This window comes from Duganella flavida (assembly GCF_009857445.1).
Taxonomy (GTDB): Bacteria; Pseudomonadota; Gammaproteobacteria; order Burkholderiales; family Burkholderiaceae_D; genus Rugamonas; species Rugamonas flavida.
Genome location: NZ_WWCN01000007.1, coordinates 144,867 through 161,304, shown reverse-complemented (window position 1 = coordinate 161,304; position 16,438 = coordinate 144,867). Strand labels below are relative to the sequence as shown.

At 60.6% G+C, this 16,438-nt stretch carries 18 protein-coding genes and 1 tRNA gene; 12 read left to right on the top strand and 7 right to left on the bottom strand.

Features of this window, described 5'->3' with window-relative positions:
• The 3 genes from GTP46_RS13015 to GTP46_RS13005 all read left to right on the top strand — a co-directional run bounded on the left by GTP46_RS13015 (position 1) and on the right by GTP46_RS13005 (position 5,402).
• Complete coding sequence (locus tag GTP46_RS13015) at positions 1-2,256, top strand: putative bifunctional diguanylate cyclase/phosphodiesterase (RefSeq protein WP_229258932.1); 2,256 nt, start codon at positions 1-3, stop codon at positions 2,254-2,256.
• Between the two features lie 9 nt (positions 2,257-2,265).
• On the top strand, positions 2,266-3,861 hold the full coding sequence (locus GTP46_RS13010; RefSeq protein WP_161007059.1) for an SEL1-like repeat protein: 1,596 nt from the start codon (positions 2,266-2,268) through the stop codon (positions 3,859-3,861).
• 83 nt (positions 3,862-3,944) lie between these two features.
• Entirely contained in the window at positions 3,945-5,402 is a 1,458-nt protein-coding gene (locus tag GTP46_RS13005; protein ID WP_161007058.1) for a flagellin N-terminal helical domain-containing protein, read from the top strand.
• Here the strand turns inward: GTP46_RS13005 and GTP46_RS13000 are convergent.
• Both GTP46_RS13000 and GTP46_RS12995 read right to left on the bottom strand, forming a co-directional pair.
• Positions 5,399-5,956: a DUF4865 family protein gene (locus GTP46_RS13000; protein WP_202414263.1), complete on the bottom strand. Its 558-nt coding sequence runs from the start codon at positions 5,954-5,956 to the stop codon at positions 5,399-5,401. The two genes, GTP46_RS13005 and GTP46_RS13000, sit on opposite strands and share 4 nt — an antisense overlap.
• A 5-nt stretch (positions 5,957-5,961) precedes the next feature.
• Complete coding sequence (locus GTP46_RS12995; RefSeq protein WP_161007056.1) at positions 5,962-6,360, bottom strand: tautomerase family protein; 399 nt, start codon at positions 6,358-6,360, stop codon at positions 5,962-5,964.
• A 102-nt stretch (positions 6,361-6,462) separates the two neighbouring features.
• Between GTP46_RS12995 and GTP46_RS12990 the strand changes: the two genes are divergently transcribed.
• Entirely contained in the window at positions 6,463-7,344 is an 882-nt protein-coding gene (locus tag GTP46_RS12990; RefSeq protein ID WP_161007055.1) for a LysR substrate-binding domain-containing protein, read from the top strand.
• On the opposite strand, the gene GTP46_RS12985 is transcribed toward GTP46_RS12990, so the two are convergent.
• A complete protein-coding gene (locus GTP46_RS12985) occupies positions 7,334-8,560 on the bottom strand; it encodes a M28 family peptidase (protein WP_161007054.1) in 1,227 nt (408 codons plus the stop codon). The genes GTP46_RS12990 and GTP46_RS12985 overlap by 11 nt on opposite strands.
• 143 nt (positions 8,561-8,703) lie before the next feature.
• On the opposite strand from GTP46_RS12985, the gene GTP46_RS12980 reads away from it, so the two are divergent.
• The 4 genes from GTP46_RS12980 to GTP46_RS12965 all read left to right on the top strand — a co-directional run bounded on the left by GTP46_RS12980 (position 8,704) and on the right by GTP46_RS12965 (position 11,243).
• Positions 8,704-10,161: a sulfatase-like hydrolase/transferase gene (locus GTP46_RS12980; RefSeq protein ID WP_161007053.1), complete on the top strand. Its 1,458-nt coding sequence runs from the start codon at positions 8,704-8,706 to the stop codon at positions 10,159-10,161.
• Between the two features lie 81 nt (positions 10,162-10,242).
• Entirely contained in the window at positions 10,243-10,815 is a 573-nt protein-coding gene (locus GTP46_RS12975) for a peptidoglycan-binding domain-containing protein (protein ID WP_161007052.1), read from the top strand.
• A gap of 10 nt (positions 10,816-10,825) precedes the next feature.
• Positions 10,826-11,125: a hypothetical protein gene (locus GTP46_RS12970; RefSeq protein WP_161007051.1), complete on the top strand. Its 300-nt coding sequence runs from the start codon at positions 10,826-10,828 to the stop codon at positions 11,123-11,125.
• Between the two features lie 44 nt (positions 11,126-11,169).
• Positions 11,170-11,243 (top strand) — tRNA-Gly (locus GTP46_RS12965).
• 11 nt (positions 11,244-11,254) lie between these two features.
• Here the strand turns inward: GTP46_RS12965 and GTP46_RS12960 are convergent.
• Both GTP46_RS12960 and GTP46_RS12955 read right to left on the bottom strand, forming a co-directional pair.
• Positions 11,255-11,542: a type II toxin-antitoxin system RelE family toxin gene (locus GTP46_RS12960; RefSeq protein ID WP_161007050.1), complete on the bottom strand. Its 288-nt coding sequence runs from the start codon at positions 11,540-11,542 to the stop codon at positions 11,255-11,257.
• The gene (locus GTP46_RS12955) at positions 11,532-11,783 is read right to left on the bottom strand and encodes a type II toxin-antitoxin system prevent-host-death family antitoxin (RefSeq protein ID WP_161007049.1); all 252 of its coding nucleotides are present in this window, start codon (positions 11,781-11,783) and stop codon (positions 11,532-11,534) included. The genes GTP46_RS12960 and GTP46_RS12955 overlap by 11 nt, the downstream gene beginning before the upstream one ends.
• Before the next feature lie 179 nt (positions 11,784-11,962).
• Between GTP46_RS12955 and GTP46_RS12950 the strand changes: the two genes are divergently transcribed.
• Positions 11,963-12,943 (top strand): choice-of-anchor A family protein, encoded by a 981-nt coding sequence (locus tag GTP46_RS12950; protein WP_161007048.1) that lies wholly within the window; start codon positions 11,963-11,965, stop codon positions 12,941-12,943.
• 6 nt (positions 12,944-12,949) lie between these two features.
• On the opposite strand, the gene GTP46_RS12945 is transcribed toward GTP46_RS12950, so the two are convergent.
• Positions 12,950-13,396 (bottom strand): MarR family winged helix-turn-helix transcriptional regulator, encoded by a 447-nt coding sequence (locus GTP46_RS12945; RefSeq protein ID WP_161007047.1) that lies wholly within the window; start codon positions 13,394-13,396, stop codon positions 12,950-12,952.
• Positions 13,397-13,541: 145 nt separating this feature from the next.
• Here GTP46_RS12945 and GTP46_RS12940 point away from each other — a divergent pair, with 145 nt between their 5' ends.
• Genes GTP46_RS12940 through GTP46_RS12930 form a run of 3 tightly spaced genes read left to right on the top strand, consistent with a single transcriptional unit; the run spans position 13,542 to position 15,331 of the window.
• Positions 13,542-13,949 (top strand): organic hydroperoxide resistance protein, encoded by a 408-nt coding sequence (locus GTP46_RS12940; protein WP_161007046.1) that lies wholly within the window; start codon positions 13,542-13,544, stop codon positions 13,947-13,949.
• 21 nt (positions 13,950-13,970) lie between these two features.
• The gene (locus GTP46_RS12935; RefSeq protein WP_161007045.1) at positions 13,971-14,348 is read left to right on the top strand and encodes a GFA family protein; all 378 of its coding nucleotides are present in this window, start codon (positions 13,971-13,973) and stop codon (positions 14,346-14,348) included.
• The gene (locus GTP46_RS12930) at positions 14,348-15,331 is read left to right on the top strand and encodes an alpha/beta fold hydrolase (protein ID WP_161007044.1); all 984 of its coding nucleotides are present in this window, start codon (positions 14,348-14,350) and stop codon (positions 15,329-15,331) included. The genes GTP46_RS12935 and GTP46_RS12930 overlap by 1 nt, the downstream gene beginning before the upstream one ends.
• A 174-nt stretch (positions 15,332-15,505) precedes the next feature.
• On the opposite strand, the gene GTP46_RS12925 is transcribed toward GTP46_RS12930, so the two are convergent.
• Positions 15,506-16,387 carry a hypothetical protein gene (locus GTP46_RS12925; RefSeq protein ID WP_202414254.1) on the bottom strand — a complete coding sequence of 294 codons (882 nt, stop codon included), beginning with the start codon at positions 16,385-16,387 and terminating at the stop codon, positions 15,506-15,508.
• Positions 16,388-16,438 lie beyond the last annotated feature (51 nt).

Sequence of the window (16,438 nt, the reverse complement as noted above, 5' to 3'; positions counted from 1 at the left end):
ATGAACCTGAACCCTGTCGACCTCGCCCCTGTCGAAGCTCTCTCCAACGATAACCGTCCGCGCCTGCTGCTGGTTGATGATGAACCCCGGCTGCTGTCATCCCTGTACGAACTGCTGCGCGACCGTGACTACCACCTGGTCACCGCCACTTGCGGCAGCGAAGCGCTGGCCCAGCTGACCAAACTGAAATTCGATTTGATCCTGCTCGATCTGCGCCTGCCCGACATGAGCGGCCACGAGATCATGGACTACATCAACGCGCGCGAGATCGACGGCGACGTGATCGTGATGAGCGGCGACGTCGGCATCGAAGCGGCCATCGGCGCGCTGAAACGCGGCGCCTACGACTACCTGCGCAAGCCTTACAGCCGCGAGGAGCTGCTCAAGACGGTGGAGAACGCGCTGCAAAAGCGCCGCCTCGCCATCGACAATGAACGCATCGCATCGAAGCTGGAAAACTCGGAGAAGATGTATCGCTATCTGGTCGATTCGTCGCCGGACATCATCTACACCTTGAACCACGAAGGCAAGTTCACCTTTGTGAACGACCGCGTGACGCAGCTGCTGGGCTTCACCCGCGAAGAGCTGATTGGCCGCCATTACTCTGTACTGGTGCACGACGAAGACCAGGAGCGCGCGCGCTACGCCTTCAACGAACGCCGCGTCGATGAACGCGCCTCGCGCAACGTCGAGCTGCGTTTGAAGTGCAATATCGGTGGTGGTGTTGAGCGCACCTTCAACAACACGCTGATGACGATCTCGCTGAACGCGATCGGCATGCACATCCCGGATCACGAAGTGAAGACGCGCGAGTTCTTTGGCACCTACGGTGTGGCGCGCGACATCACGGACCGCAAGCGCGCCGAGGAAGTGATCTCCTACCAGGCGTATCACGACATCCTGACCGACCTGCCGAACCGCATGTTGTTCAAGGACCGCCTTGGCCTCGCGGTGATCCAGGCCAAGCGCAAGCTGACCGAATTGGCAGTGATGTTTGTTGACCTTGACCGCTTCAAGCTGGTGAACGATACGCTGGGCCACGTGAAGGGCGACGAGCTGCTGCAACAGGCAGCGCAACGCCTCAAGGATTGCCTGCGCCGTGGAGACACGCTGGCGCGCCAGGGCGGCGACGAATTCACCATCGTGCTGCCGGAGCTGCGCGACCGCCAGGACGCCAAGGCCATCGCCGATAAATTCCTCGAAAGCCTGCAACGCCCATTCGACCTCGATGGCCATCAGGTGCACATCTCGGCCTCGATCGGCATCGCGATTTATCCGGGCGACGGCGAGACCATCGACGAACTGCTGCGCCATGCGGACATCGCCATGTATCAGGTGAAGGCGTTGGGCAAAAATGGCCACAGCTTCTATCACAACTCGATGCTGGATGTGTCGCACCAGAAGATCGCACTGGAACAGGCGCTGCGCAAGGCGCTGGAGTTCAACGAACTGGAAATGTACTACCAGCCGCAAGTCGACGTGGCCACGGGCCGCATCATCGGCGCGGAGGGCCTGATGCGCTGGAACCATCCGCAGCGCGGCTTGCTGTCGGCCGGCGAGTTCCTGCCGTTCGCCGAAGAGAATGGCCTGATGCTGCCGATTTCCGACTGGATGCTGGGCGCCTTGTGCCGCGACCTGCTGCAATGGAATGCCCACGGCGGCGATGCGCTGCGTCTGTCGCTGAATTTGTCGCCGCAATATCTGGACCGCGGCGATTTCTTCGAGAAGATGCGCGGCGCGCTGACGCGTTACGGCATTTCGCCGGCGCAGATCGAAGTCGAAATCACCGAGAACATCTGCATCCGCAATCCGCAGTATGCGATTGAACAGCTGAACAAATTGTGCCAGCTGGGCGTGTCGGTAGCGATTGACGATTTTGGCACCGGCTACTCGTCGCTGGCTTACCTGCACCGCTTCCCGATCCACACCATCAAGATCGACCAGTCCTTCGTCAAAGAGATCCACGACGAGCATGGCCACTACCCGGTCATTTTGGCGATCATCTCTATCGCGCGCGGGCTTGGCCTGCACCTGGTGGCGGAAGGCGTGGAGACCGAGGTGCAGTCGCGCTATCTGGAGGCCAACGGCTGCACCACCATGCAAGGTTATTTGTACCATCGCCCGATTTCGCTGGCGAGTTTTATCGATGTATTGCAAGAGCAGAATCGCCGGTCGTCGCCATCGGTCGCTATGCTGCACGCGGTGCCCACCACCGTCGAAGATGATCAACCGGCGATGATTGCGATCCAAGCCTGATAAGACAGCATGACGAAATACAGTCCCAACGAAGCCGACGCGAACAACGGCAGTACATACACAGCTGAATTCCTACGCGTCAAGGGACTGGCAGAACGCGGCGTCGCCAATGCCCAGCATAGCCTGGGCTTTATGTATTTCAATGGACAGGGCGTGGCGCAGAGCTTTGAGCTGGCCGTGGTGTGGTATCGCCAGGCCGCGCAGGCGGGCCTCGAACACGCGCAGTACAACCTGGGTGTGATGTACCAGAAGGGCCAGGGCGTCGAGCAGAATTTCGAAGAGGCGGCGGCGTGGTATCGCCTGGCGGCGGAGCAGGGCTATGCGGCCGCGCAGTACAACCTTGGCTGGCTGTATGCCAAAGGCCAGGGTGTGCCTAACGATACGCTGCAGGCCATGCACTGGTTCAGCAAGGCCGCTGAACAAGGCGATGCCGGCGCGCAAAATAATCTCGGCATGATGTACGACACCGGCAAGGGCGTGCCGCAGGACTTCAAGCAGGCTATCTTCTGGTATCGCAAGGCAGCGGAGCAGGGCTATGCGCGCGCGCAGTTCAATCTCGGTCTTCGTTACGACAATGGGCAAGGCGTGCCGCAGGATGTGGGACAGGCCATGTCGTGGTATCGCAAGGCGGCCGATCAAGGCTACGCACCGGCGCAGTTCAACCTCGCGCTGCGCTTTGATAAGGGCGACGGCATTGCGCAGGATGCACAGAAGGCCATCCTGTGGTATCGCCGCGCGGCGGAGCAGGATCACGCCAGCTCGCAATTCAATCTGGGCCTGATCTACGATAATGGGCAAGGCGTGCCGCGCGATGAGCAGAAGGCGCTGGACTGGTATCGCAAGGCGGCCGAGCAGGGACACGCGGCGGCGCAGAATAATCTTGGCCTGCGCTACGATCACGGACAGGGCGTGGAGCAGGATTACGAGCAGGCGCAGTTCTGGTATCGCAAGGCGGCGGAGCAGGGCTTCCCCGGCGCGCAGTACCATCTGGGCTTGATCTATGACGCTGGCCACGGCGTGGTGGTCGATCATCAGGAAGCGATTTTCTGGTATCGCAAGGCGGCCGACCAAGGCCATTTGCGCGCGCAGTTCGACCTTGGCCTGCGCTATGAAACGGGGCGCGGTGTGCCGCAGGATTATCGCAAGGCGATGAGCTGGTACCGCCGCGCCGCCGAGCAGGATTATGTGGCGGCCCAGTACAGCCTTGGCCTCCTGTACGACAACGACGAAGGCCCGCAGCCGGACTGCCGCCAAGCCAACCAGTGGTATCAGAAGGCGGCGGAGCAGGGCCACACGCAGGCGCAGTTCGCGCTTGGCCTGCGCTACGACAATGGCCTCGGCCTGCCGCAGGATTATGCGCAGGCCTATCACTGGTATCTGCAGGCAGCATCGCAGGGCCACACGCGGGCGCAGTTCAATCTCGGCCTGATGTTCCTGGCCGGGCAGGGCGTGCGTTCGGATGCCGCGCAAGCGTGGATGTGGTTGACCATGGCGGAACGCTCCGGCTACAACGCCGCTGCGCGCTATTTGCCGAATGCGGCCAGCCGTATGGATCCATTGCAGCTGGCGCAGGCGCGCGAGCGCATGGAATTGTTGCCCGGTTAAGCGCAATTTCCTTTCAAGTTCCCCTTTGCATGGCCGTTATTTAGACGACAAGCGCAATTCCGCGCTTGGGACGATGACCGCCCATGCAAATCAACTCGAACATCACATCCTTGAACGCCCAGCGCAGCTTGACGCGCGCTGGCGAGGATATGAACGTGCATTTGCAGCGCATATCGAGCGGGCAGCGGATTAATTCCGCGCGCGACGATGCGGCAGGGCTGGCGATCAGTTCGCGCATGACATCGCAGATCAACGGCATGCGGCGGGCGAATCAAAATATCAACGATGGTATTTCGGCACTGCAGGTGGCCGATGGCGCGGCGGGACAGATCAACGAGAACTATCAGCGCATGCGCGAACTGGCGGTGCAGGCGGCCAATGATACCAACAGCAAGGTTGACCGCACGGCCATCCAGAACGAGGTGAACGCGCTGGTGTCGGCAAATGCCGATATCGTCGACGGCGCGCGCTTCAACGGCCAGAAGCTGCTCGATGGTTCGTTCTCGCAGCAGCTACAGGTGGGCGCGCAGTCCGGTCAGATCATGCAGTTGGCGATTCCGCAGGCGGTGATCACGGCCGGCTATTCAATCGGCCTGGTGGACATAGCGCCGCAGCAGGCCACGGCGGTTGGCACCACGGTGCTAGGCGCGTTGAAGTATGGCGATGTGGTGATCAATGGCGCAGTGGTGGGGGCGTCGTCGGCTGGTGCCCAGGCGGGGCAGAGTGCCGGCAGCGCGTTCGCGGCGGCAGCGGCGATCAACCGCGCCAATATTCGCAACATCACCGCCAGCGCCACCACTACGCTGGACGGCGGCGTTAGTGTTGGCGGTGCGCTGGCGAGTGCGGCGTTCTCGGTCAATGGTGTGGATGTGGGCGCGATCGGCGGCGGCACGGCGGCGGCGCGTGCGGCCAATGCCGCGGGCGCGATTAGCGCAACTGCAGGCACCAGCGGTGTCACGGCTAGCGCCAGTGGCAGCACGATTACGTTGACGGCAGTGGATGGCCGCGACATTGTGCTGTCGGAAGCGGTGGCCGGTGCGCTTGGTTCGCTGGGACTGGCGGCAGGGACGAACCGGGGCACGTTGACGGTGAATGAGGCACCGCAGCCGGGCGCGCACAATATGCGCATCGCTGGGAACAATCCGGCGCAGGCGGGGCTGGTCGCCGGCAAGCAAGCGTCGGTGGCTTCGGGCGCGCCGGACTACCAGCCACGCGCCACCTACACGGCGGGCGAGCCAGCGATGGATTTGTCGACCTTCTCCGGCGCCAGCGACGCGCTGGATTACTTCGACGGCAAACTGGATGAAGTGAACGATGTACGCGCGCTGCTCGGCGCGGATATGAACCGCCTGACGGCCGCCGCCAGCAATGCGAGTAACACGGTCGAGAATTTATCGGCCGCCCGCTCGCGCATTCTCGACGCCGACTATGCCGACGAAGCGACGCAGCTCACCCGCACCAAAATCCTGCGCGCTGCCGGCGCCTCCATCGTCGCCCAAGCCAACGCCCTGCCGCAGCAAGCCTTGCTCCTGCTACGCTAACCCCGCTTGCCGCTCGCTCGCGCCCGCGCTACGCCCGGCGCGGACACGTGGCCGACATCGTAGCGCTGCTCGCCCGCTGCCGGCGGCGCATCGCGCCACAGGCATATGCGCGTGATCGTCCACGTCACCGGCTCGAAGCCAATCACCACCGCCAGCGCGCCCTGCGCCAACGCCTGCCGCGCATACGTCTCTTCCTGCAGACGCAGTTCAGACAACACGCTATACGGCGCAATCACCGCGCCACTGCGCGTGGCAAACCGCGCCTGCCGCACATTCGCGCCAACGGTTGCATGCCACGGCGTCCACGTCTTCACAGACGGCCAGCCAAACGCCCGCGCCACACCAGCAAACGCCGGCCCATTGAGAAAGCCATGCATCGCCTCCTCATCGCGCCACAAATAAAACGGCGCATAAGTCTGCTCCGGCTCAAGCGCATGCAGATACGCCTTGAAGACCAATCCCGGCAACTCATCCAGCAACGGCCCCTTCACCGCAATGCGCTCGCGGATCACGCCCGTGTCGTAATCCGCCGGCAGCACAAAGCTATACTGCATCGCAATCACGACCGCACTCCCAGCAACGAAGCCGCAGGACGGCCGCCGCCAAACGACCAGTCATCCCCCTGCGATGACGACACCACAATCATCACATTCTCCGGCTGCAAGCCCGGCGAATCGGCCAGCAATCCCACCAGCCGCTCATAAAACGCCAGCTTCATCTCCGTGCTACGTGGCTTGCCGATGGTGATTGCGATCAGTACAAAATCATCTGAACGCGGTCCCCCCTCGTAAGAACGATCGAACATCATTTCGTAAGGCTCGTGCTGGTGTACCAGCTGGAAGCGGTCGTTCTTCGGCACATTGAACGACTCCTCCATCGCACGTTGCAAGCTATCGCCCAGCGCGCGGATGTATTCGGGAGACTTGCCCTTCAAGAGGGAGATGCGGCTCATCGGCATGATGACACTCCTTTTTTTGGTTGACATCCACACGATACGCGCCTAAATTAATCCTGAAAATCAGGAATATTTTGATCGATAGTTCGATAAATCGGGATGGTTATGCGACGTATCACCTTTGACCTCGACGTGCTGCGCACCTTTGTCACCGGCGTCGACATGGGCAGCTTCGCCAAGGCGGCAGACCGGCTGGGGCGCTCCACCTCTGCCGTCAGCGCGCAGCTAAAAAAACTGGAAGAGCAACTGGGCATGCCAGTGCTGCGCAAGGAAGGCCGTGGCATGACGCCCACACCGGCCGGCGAATCGCTGCTCGCCTACGCGCGCCGCCTGCTGGACCTGAACGACGAAGCGGCAAGCGCTGTGCGCGGCGCCGAACTGGCGGGTAGCGTGCGGCTCGGCATCCAGCAGGATTTCGGCGAACAAATGCTGACCGAGGTGCTGGGCAGGTACACCCGCGTACATCCACAAGTGCGCATCGAGGCGCGGGTGGCGCGCAACACGGAATTGATGGCGTTACTTGACGGCGGCAAGCTGGATCTGGCGCTGGCCTGGGACAACGGCACGGCCGCGCCGCTGGCGGTAGAAGTGGGCCGCTTGCCGATGCGCTGGATCGGCCCGGCCGACACCACGCGGCTGGCGCTGGACCTCAACGCACGCGAGCCGCTGCCGCTGGTGATGATGGACGCGCCCTGCATCATGCGCACTGCCGCCACGCGGGCGCTGGACCAGGCAGGCATCGCATGGCGCATCGCCTTCACCAGTCCCGGTTTGTCCGGCGTGTGGGCCGCAGCGGCGGCAGGACTGGGCCTGACTGTGCGCACCGACATGGGCTTGCCGCCGTCGCTGCGCGTGCTGGATGTGCATGATGCGGCAGGGCTGCCGCCACTGCCCGACGTCGGCCTGCGCCTGCATCGCGCCGAAGCGGAACTGAATCCGCCGGCGCAGCGCCTGCACGACATCGTGCTACAGGCGCTTACTTCTTGATGCGAACGCCCGCCAGCTGCGCCACGCCGGACAAGGTGGTCTGCGCGGCGTTCAGGCCAAGCAGGAAATCCTTGTCGGAGTAGTTGTCGTAGTTGTCGGTCGGCTGGTGCCAGTTCGGATTCCAGCCCGCGCCAATCTGCTGTCCGCGCTCGTTCTCGCGCAGCGAAATCGATGGCACCAGATCCATGAACGGCGTCGAATCGGTGTTCGTCATATGGAAGCCGACAGCGGCTGGGTAGTTGGTTGCGTACTTGTCGTTGGCGGCGCGGAAGGCCCACGCCAGCTTGGCCGAACCCTCGGCTTGTTTGGACGTCGACTGGTACTCGATGTTGACGTCCGCCTCAAGGCGCTGCTCCGGTGGCGACACGAAGGTGGTCTTGCCGTCCGCCCCCACTTTCGGAATCGGCATGCCATGATCGTACATCATCATGTCGTGCTGGATCATGCCGAGCCACTTCGGTTCAGGATATTTGCCCGAGCCCTTCGGCGACTCGATGCCCTGCAAATTCTTGCGCTGCTCGACGTAGGCTGCAGCGCCATTCAGGCCGGTCTCCTCGTTGTTCCACAAGACGAAGCGGATCGAGCGATCGGTCTCCACGCCCGGCATGCTGAAGATGCGCGCCAGCTCCATCACCAACGCGGTGCCGGAGCCGTCGTCGTTGGCCGCCTCGCCGAAACCGATACCGTCCATGTGGGCGCTGACGATGTACATTTCTTCTGGATGCGTAGTCCCGACCTTGGTGCAGTAGACGTTCTCGCGCAGCGAGGTGCCGACTGGCGTTTGCTCGGCGTTGAGCGCGCGCAGGCGCTCGTCGGGCTGGCGCATTGGGTCGCTATTCACGCCGGTTGGGATGCGGTTGCCGAACAAGGTGCTGCCGCCTTGTCCCGGCGGGCCGCCGGCGCCGCCGCTCGGAATGCCGGGCGCGCGCTTCGGCGCAGGTTCGCCCGGCGTCGGCTGTGTAAATTGATATTGCAAACGTTCGGTGTTGGTGCAGCCGTAGGACTGGAGTTGCGCCTCGATCCAGTCGAGTGCCTGGCGGTTGCGCTCCGTCCCTTGGCGACGGTCGCCGAACTTGGTCAGGCTCTTGATCGTGGCCTTGTACTTCTCCAGTTCCAGCTGCTTCACCATCACCGCGATCGGATCGGCCGGCGTCTGCGCGGAAGCCAGCGGCGCGGCCAGCGCCAGCGCCACGCTCAAACCTAAAACTACTTTCATATCAAGTCCTTATCGTCAAAAAGAGGCCCGGTCATTGTGCATCAACTTGCGAAGTAAATCTATGTAAGCGATGCCCAACACTACGATACAAAACGCCCACGCTTCGCAACTTTACAGACAAGTTGGTTCGCCAAGATGGGGGAATGAAAACACAACTCCGATCGCGCGTGCTGCGTAGTGGCCTGTATTTACTGGCCCTGTTCCTGCTCTGCTTCAGCTACTGGATCCACCGCTCGTTCGGCCAGCCGGATCTCGACCAGATTGCCTATCACATGAACTTCGGCGTGGAGTTGATGGACACCGTCGATCCAGCCGTGACATGGCGCTTCGTGCGCTGGTGCGTGATGGCGCCGCTGGCGTTCTTGGCGCTGCTGTTCTACATCGAGACGCGGCTGCGCAACGCGATTGTCCGCGCGCCGGAAAGCTGCCGTATGCTGTGCTATCGCATCCACCGCTGGTTCCCGCAGCTGCTGGTGTTTGGTGCGACTGCATTCTGGGTGTGCGACGTTTCGGCGTTTAAGTATGTAACAGCAGATTTCGGGCCGGATTATTTCGGCGCCAACTACGTGCGGCCGGAGCAGGTTGCCGTGCTGGCGGAGAAGCCGAAAAACCTGATCCTGATTTATGTCGAAAGCCTGGAGCAGGGCTACAGCACCAAGGCCACTTTCGGTCGCGATCTGCTTGCACCGCTCAACGATTTGCATGGCACCAGCTTTACGGACTACCAGCAAGTGCCAGGTACCGGCTGGACCATCGCCGCCATGGTGTCGACCCAGTGCGGCGTGCCGCTGGAGCGCATGACTATCTTCGACGGTAACACGCAAGGGCAGGTGATGAACTCCTTCCTCAAGAACGCCGTGTGCCTGACCGACTTGCTGGCGGCGCGCGGTTATCGCAATGTGTTCATGGGCGGCGCCTCGACCAATTTTGCGGGCAAGGACAAGTTCCTCAGCCAGCACCATTATCACGAGGTGTATGGTAAGGACGAATGGCTGAAGAGCGGCGTGGCGGCGGAGGACATGAATGGCTGGGGCCTATACGACAACGATTTATTCAGCCGCGCCAAAACCAAGTTGCGTACGTTGTCGGCGTCGCAGCAGCCGTTCAACCTGACTTTGCTGACGGTGGATACGCACGAACCGGAAGGCCACCTGTCGGCCAGCTGCGCGCAGCGCGGGTATGAAGGCTTTGACGGCGTGATCTCGTGCACGGCGGCGGACGTGGCGGACTTCGTGCGCTACGCGCGCGACAACGGCTATCTGGAGAACACCAACATCGTGATCCTGGGCGACCACCTGTCGCGCAAGAATCCGCTGACGCCGAAATTGTCGCAACTGCCGGACCGCACCATTTTCAACACCTTCATCTCGAAAGACGCGCCAACGCCGAACCGCCAGCAGCTGCTGCATTTCGACCTGATGCCGACCATCCTCGAATTCGCCGGCTATAAAGTAGCAGGCGGCCGCATGGCCCTCGGCTACAGCGGTTTCAACCAGCATCCCTACCACCCGCCTAAAGACCGCCTGCCAGACATGGACAAGAACCTCCTCAACCGCTCGGAGCTCTACATGGCACTGTGGTCCGATCCAGAAGATCACTAGCATTCGGTTTAGATCAAAGTAAGGCTTAATCGCCAGGCGTACTCTTTGAACCTCTTCAATCCAAGATAGTGGAGGTTTAAGATGACTACGCACGTTACGAAGCTCAGTGGCGCCCACTGGGTAAGACGCTTTGATAGCAGTAGCAACACAAGGGATCTGTCTGGTATGTTTCGCTACGCCGTTGAAGACTTTATTGCTGCGATGACGGCGGCAGGCATCAAGGTTTCTGTCAGCGCGACTTATCGGCCCTTAAAGCGCTCTTACCTCATGCATTGGTCGTGGCGGATAGTGAACGATGGCATCGATCCGTCCTCCATTCCCTCTGTGCCTGGAGTAGACATCGAGTGGGTACATCCTACAACTGCTGCATCGGTCAATGCTGCCAGAGAGATGGTGGAAGCGCTTTCTATTCGTCGGCTCCGCACTAAGCCTGCACTTCGTTCTCAGCACAATGCTGGCTTGGCAGTTGACATGTCGATCTGTTGGCGAGGGGCCGTATCCATCAAGGATGCGACAGGTGCACTGGTTCAGATCAAGACCGGTCCGCGCACGGGAATGAATAAACAGCTGATTGAAGTCGGCGCTACCTATGGCGTAAAAAAGTACTACGATGGAATCAAAGATGTGCCGCATTGGTCTAACAACGGGCGCTAAGGAGGAAAAAATGAAGATCCTAATGATCTTAGTTCTTTGCCTTTTTTCAGCCTTGACACAGGCCAAGGAAACCATTCCGCAAGATGTCCAGGCCTTTATTCACAATGCCGAGGATTGCAAGCACTTTGCCGGCGAGTTCGATGGTGGCTTGAACAAAGCACGGCAGCGAGAAATCGAGCGCTCGGTTGTGAAGTACTGCAAACGCGCCCAGAGTCAGCTCAAGACGTTGAGTGTGAGATACAAGGATGACGCCAAGATTAGTGAAATCATACGCAGCAACACAAATGACTCGGTCATCAGTTTCAGGTAGAGAAGTTGTCAGTGATCAGTGAAGCCGCGTAGAATGCGTGGCACGCGGGTGTAGTTCAATGGTAGAACGGCAGCTTCCCAAGCTTCATACGAGGGTTCGATTCCCTTCACCCGCTCCAGTCCTTAAAGCTTACGAATCTCGCTCCAGAGCCTTCTTATAAGCGGCATTGTCTTGTCGTTTTCCTGCTGATAGAACGTAGATGGTGATGGTGTCGTCTATGACTTTATAGATCAGCCGGTATCCGCTTGATGCCAACTTGATTTTGTATAGGTCTGTGCCGCCACTGATGTGCGCTTTCGGAACCCGGGGATGTTCCAGGCGCTCTTTCAACTTCTTTTTGAATGGGCCTTTGATGCTCTCGTCCAGCTTGTGCCACTCTTTGAGGGCGTCAGGATGGAAGTCGAGGCTATAGGTCATCCAGCGTCACCCTGACTGGTTTCTTCCCATCTTTCATCCTGCCCTCAGCTATCTTGAGGAGCTCTTTGTCTTCCAGCATTTCGTGGATTTTTGCCCACGCCTTGGCTGTCAGCAGATAGCCGACTGGCTTGTTCCTGTTCAGGATGGCGACTGGCTGGTCGCCCGATGCCTCCAGCACGGCGGTTGGATTTGCCTTCAGTTCGCTAATGCCTACGGAGGAGGGCGCCAGGATAGTGTCCATGGTGAGGTCTTCTAAAGGTCTTTAACAGACTTCATAGTAGCACTTCGGCGCTTTCGTTTCTCAAATGCATTTTGGAAACGTTTGTATTTGTTTTTGCATAAAATTAATTGCAAAAATGAGCACATGTGTTGCGATTGTTATATACTTCGTGACTCTAAAAGCCATACCACTTTAATACCATGAAAAAAGCTACTTTGATCGGCCGCCTGATTGCGGCAAGTCTGGCTGCCGGTGTCATGAGCACCGTCCAGGCCGCTGTACCGAGTTTCGACTTCGGCGTCGCTTCCGATTACAGCGGCTTTTTCTACGGCAATGTGAACAAGGTGACCGACGTCGAGGGGCGCTTGGCCGTGGGCGGTGATCTGAAGACGTCGGGTTTCTCGATCGGCTACCGCACCCAGGTGCCGACCAGTCTGCCATCGGTGGTGGTGCGCGGGAATGTCAAACTGGGCGACGGCACGATTTACGCCTCGCCAGGTACTGGCATCGACACCAACGCCAGCATTGGCCCGATTACGGAATATACGAAGAACTGGAATGGTTTTGGTATCTACGGCGGCACCAATAGCTCGGTGAGCTACCTGACGCTGAACAAGAGCAGCAATATCGCCGGCGTGCTGGACTTTGACGCCGCCCGCACCGGCTTTACCAGCCTGTCCAGCACGCTGGGCAGCGCCGCCGGCAATGGCAGTGTCACCATCGACAGCAGCGGCACTTACCTGAAGGGCGACAAGACCTCCAACCTGCAGGTGTTCAACCTGAGCGGCGGCGCGGTGAAGAACCTGGTGCTGAGCGACATCAAGGCCGGCTCGACGGTGGTGATCAATGTGACCGGCACCGATGTCACTTTCAGTGGCGGCCAGGATGGCCAGCTGGCGGCGCTGCGCGCCAATGTGATCTATAACCTGGTTGACGCCAGCGTGGTCAACATCAACACCTTTGTGTACGGCTCGGTACTGGCCAATAACGCCGAGTTGCGCGGCGCCGGCCACCTGGAGGGCAATATCATCGCCAAGTCCATGAACGGCACGGTGGAAATCGGCTACGAGCCGTTCCACGGCTACGTCACCTCGGCAGTGCCGGAGCCGGCTACCTACGGCATGCTGCTGGGCGGCCTCGGTCTGATGGGGCTGGTGGCGCGCCGCCGCAAGCAGGCCTAATAAGCCTCAGCCTTTCCCCGGTGCTGCCTTCACCAGGTTGTTGCGCAGTTTGACAACCGCTTTTTGCAGCACCGGGAATTCCTCCGGCGTCAGGCCGGTGGCGCTGCGCAAGTTCATCTGCAGGGCGCTTTCGCGCAGGGCACGGCCTTCCGGCGTCAGGCCGACGCGCACGATGCGCTCGTCGGTGGTGTCGCGTGCGCGGTGCACATAGCCCATACCTTCCAGCTTCTTCAAAATCGGCGTCAGCGTGTTGGATTCGAGATAGAGTTTCTCGCCCAGCCCGCTCACAGTCTGCTTATCTTCTTCCCACAGCGCGATGATGGTGATGTACTGCGTGTACGTCAGGCCCAGCTTGTCCAGGATGGGCTTGTAGGCCTTGCCAAACGCCAGGTTGGCCGAATAGACCGCAAAGCACAGGAAATCCGACAGCTGCGGCGTGCCTGGTTTGTTCATGATGCCTCTCCTTTGGTAGATGACTCGATTATATATCGGATACGATTTAATCGAAAGAGCTTGACACGCTTAAAAATGCTGATAATATGAAACGTATGCGCTTCAATCGAATGCGATGTAAAATCAACCAACAAGGAGTTAGATCATGAGCAAAGTACTGTACACCGGCAAAACCCATACCACCGGCGGCCGCGATGGCGCTGCCCGCAGCAGCGACGGCCGCCTGGACGTGCAACTGTCGGCCCCTGGCAGCAGCGCGCCCGGCACCAATCCGGAGCAGCTGTTCGCGGCCGGCTGGTCGGCTTGCTTCATCGGCGCCATGGGCCTGACGGCGGGCCAATTGAACATCAAACTTCCCGCCCAAACGGCAGTAGATGCCGAAGTCGATCTGGTCAACAATGAGACTGGATATTTCCTGCAGGCACGCCTGAACGTCAGCTTGCCGGGCCTGGACCGCGAAACGGCGCAAGCCATCGTGGACGGTGCGCACCAGAACTGCCCTTACTCCAAACTCTCGCGTGGCAATATCAACGTCGAGATCAACCTGGTCTAAGCGAAAAGGGGAGAGCACATCATGTCCAACGATCTGCACCACGGTTCCTGCCACTGCGGCGCCGTCCAGTTTGAAGTACGCACCGTGCTGTCGCCGGCCGCGCGTTGCAACTGCAGCCTGTGCCGCCGGAAAGGCGCACTGATGTCACCGCCGTTCGCGGCGGCCGAGTTGAAGATCGTGCAGGGCGAGGATGCGCTCACCCTCTACCAGTTCAACACCCGCGTGGCCAGGCACTATTTCTGCAAACACTGCGGGATTTATCCGTTCCACCAGACGCGCAAAGATCCTTTGCTGTGGCGCGTCAATATCGGCTGCCTTGACGGCGTCGATCCGTATGCCTTCGATGCCGGCGTCAATGATGGCGCCAGCCTTTCCACAGTAATCCTGGAGGACGCGTAATGAAAACCACCTATCGCCAAGTAGCCGCCGCCGTCGCACTCACCTTCGCCGCACTGGCCGCCCCGGCACACGCCGCCGCCCCGGCCACGTTTAGCACCATCAAGCAGGTGAAGGCCGGCGAGCTGAATGTCGGCTACGTGGACGAAGGCCCGGCCAACGGCCCGGTGGTGATCCTGCTGCACGGTTGGCCTTACGATATCAACAGCTTTGTCGACGTGGTGCCGAAGCTGACTACCAAAGGCTATCGCGTGATCGTGCCGCACCTGCGCGGCTACGGCAGCACGCGCTTCCTCGATGCGCAAGCACCGCGCAACGGCGAGCCGGCCGCGCTGGCATCCGACGTGATTGCGCTGATGGATGCGCTGAAAATCGACAAGGCCACGCTGGCCGGCTACGACTGGGGCGCACGCACCGCCGATATCGTCGCCGCCTTGTGGCCGCAGCGTGTGAAAGGCCTGGTGTCGGTTAGCGGTTATTTGATCGGTAGCCAGGAGGCAGGCAAGCAGCCCTTGCCGCCGGAAGCGGAGCTGCAATGGTGGTACCAGTTCTACTTCGCCACGGAGCGCGGCCGCGTGGGCTACGAAAAGAATCACCACGACTTTGCAAAGCTGATCTGGAAGCTGGCCTCGCCGCAGTGGAAGTTCGATGACGCCACCTACGAACGCAGCGCGCTGTCGCTGGATAATCCGGATCACGCAGCGGTCACAGTATCGAACTACCGCTGGCGTCTCGGCCTCGAAAAGAGCGATGTGAAATATGCGCAGCTGGAAGCACAGCTGGCCAAGTTCCCGAGCATCTCGGTGCCGACCATCACCATGGAAGGTGACGCCAACGGCGCGCCGCATCCGGAACCTGCCGCTTACGCCAAGCGCTTTACCGGCAAGTACCAGCACCAGCACATCGCCGGCGGCGTAGGCCACAACCTGCCGCAGGAAGCACCGGACGCCTTTGCGCAAGCGGTGCTCGATCTGGAAAAACTGTAAGCCAGGTGTTGTCTATACTGTGGCAAACGCGTGCTGCTGATCGCCGCCAGCGCCAAACTGGACGCGGCGGCGAAAGCTGCGTAGTACTTAGCGTATCAGGGCGATCAGAATGATGATAGGGAGTGGGATGCCTAGCATCCAGAGTAAGATCGAGCGCATAGTATTCTCCTAAGTTTAAATAATGACCCGCGCATGATCGCGGTGACGGCCGCCGGCAATGGCGCTGATCGCGGCGATGAAAGCGCCCAGCAGCAGGGCGACGAACATCCATAGCGCCGAATGGGCGGCCGCAACGCGTGCCTGTTCGGCAGCGGCGGTGGCCTTGGCTTTGGCATCGGCTGCAGCCTGGCTGGCCTGGGCGTAGATCAGGTCCACGCGCTGCTCTGCGTCGGCTTGCGCCATGCCGGTACGTTTGGCAATCAGCTGTGCAAGGTAGGCGCGGTCGCCGCCGTTAATTTTGCCGGAGGCGAGATCGGTCAGCAGGATGCGGTTGATTTCATTGCGCTGCGATTCGCTGGCCACTTCACCATCCGGCGAACGCAGGAGCATGTCGGCAAAGTAGGTGTTGGCGCGGCCGGCGGCTGGTGCGACTGCGGTGGCAGCTGCGGTGGCGACTGCAGCGCCGGAATCGATGGCGCCGCTGAATACTGCGCGCGCGCCGCCCGCCAGCACTGCCACCGTCACCAGCGTGGCGACGGCCCACGTCAGCAGGCCATGTGCGGTGTCGCGGAAATAGACTTCATCGCCGTGGATGGCGGCCCACTTCACGCGCAGGCGGCCGGCCATGTAGCCGCCGACGCCGGCAGCGGCCAGCTGGGTGAAAGCAATCCATCCCACGCTGGCAGAACCGAGCGGCGTGGCGTTGTACTGGTACGGCGAGACTGACGACAGTCCGAGGCCGACGCCAAGTATCAGCAGGATGAAGGAGAGCGCTGCCGCCGCTGCGGCGCCGGCCAGGATGGCGCCCCATGAAGTGCCGGAGGCATAGCCATCGCCGTCTGGCGCGGTGGCAACAGCTATGCCCGCATGGCTCGCTTGTAGTGTTTGTGTTTGCATGATGGCTCCTTGATTGGTGGTGCCCCATCATGCGCTGCTCTACTTATGCGC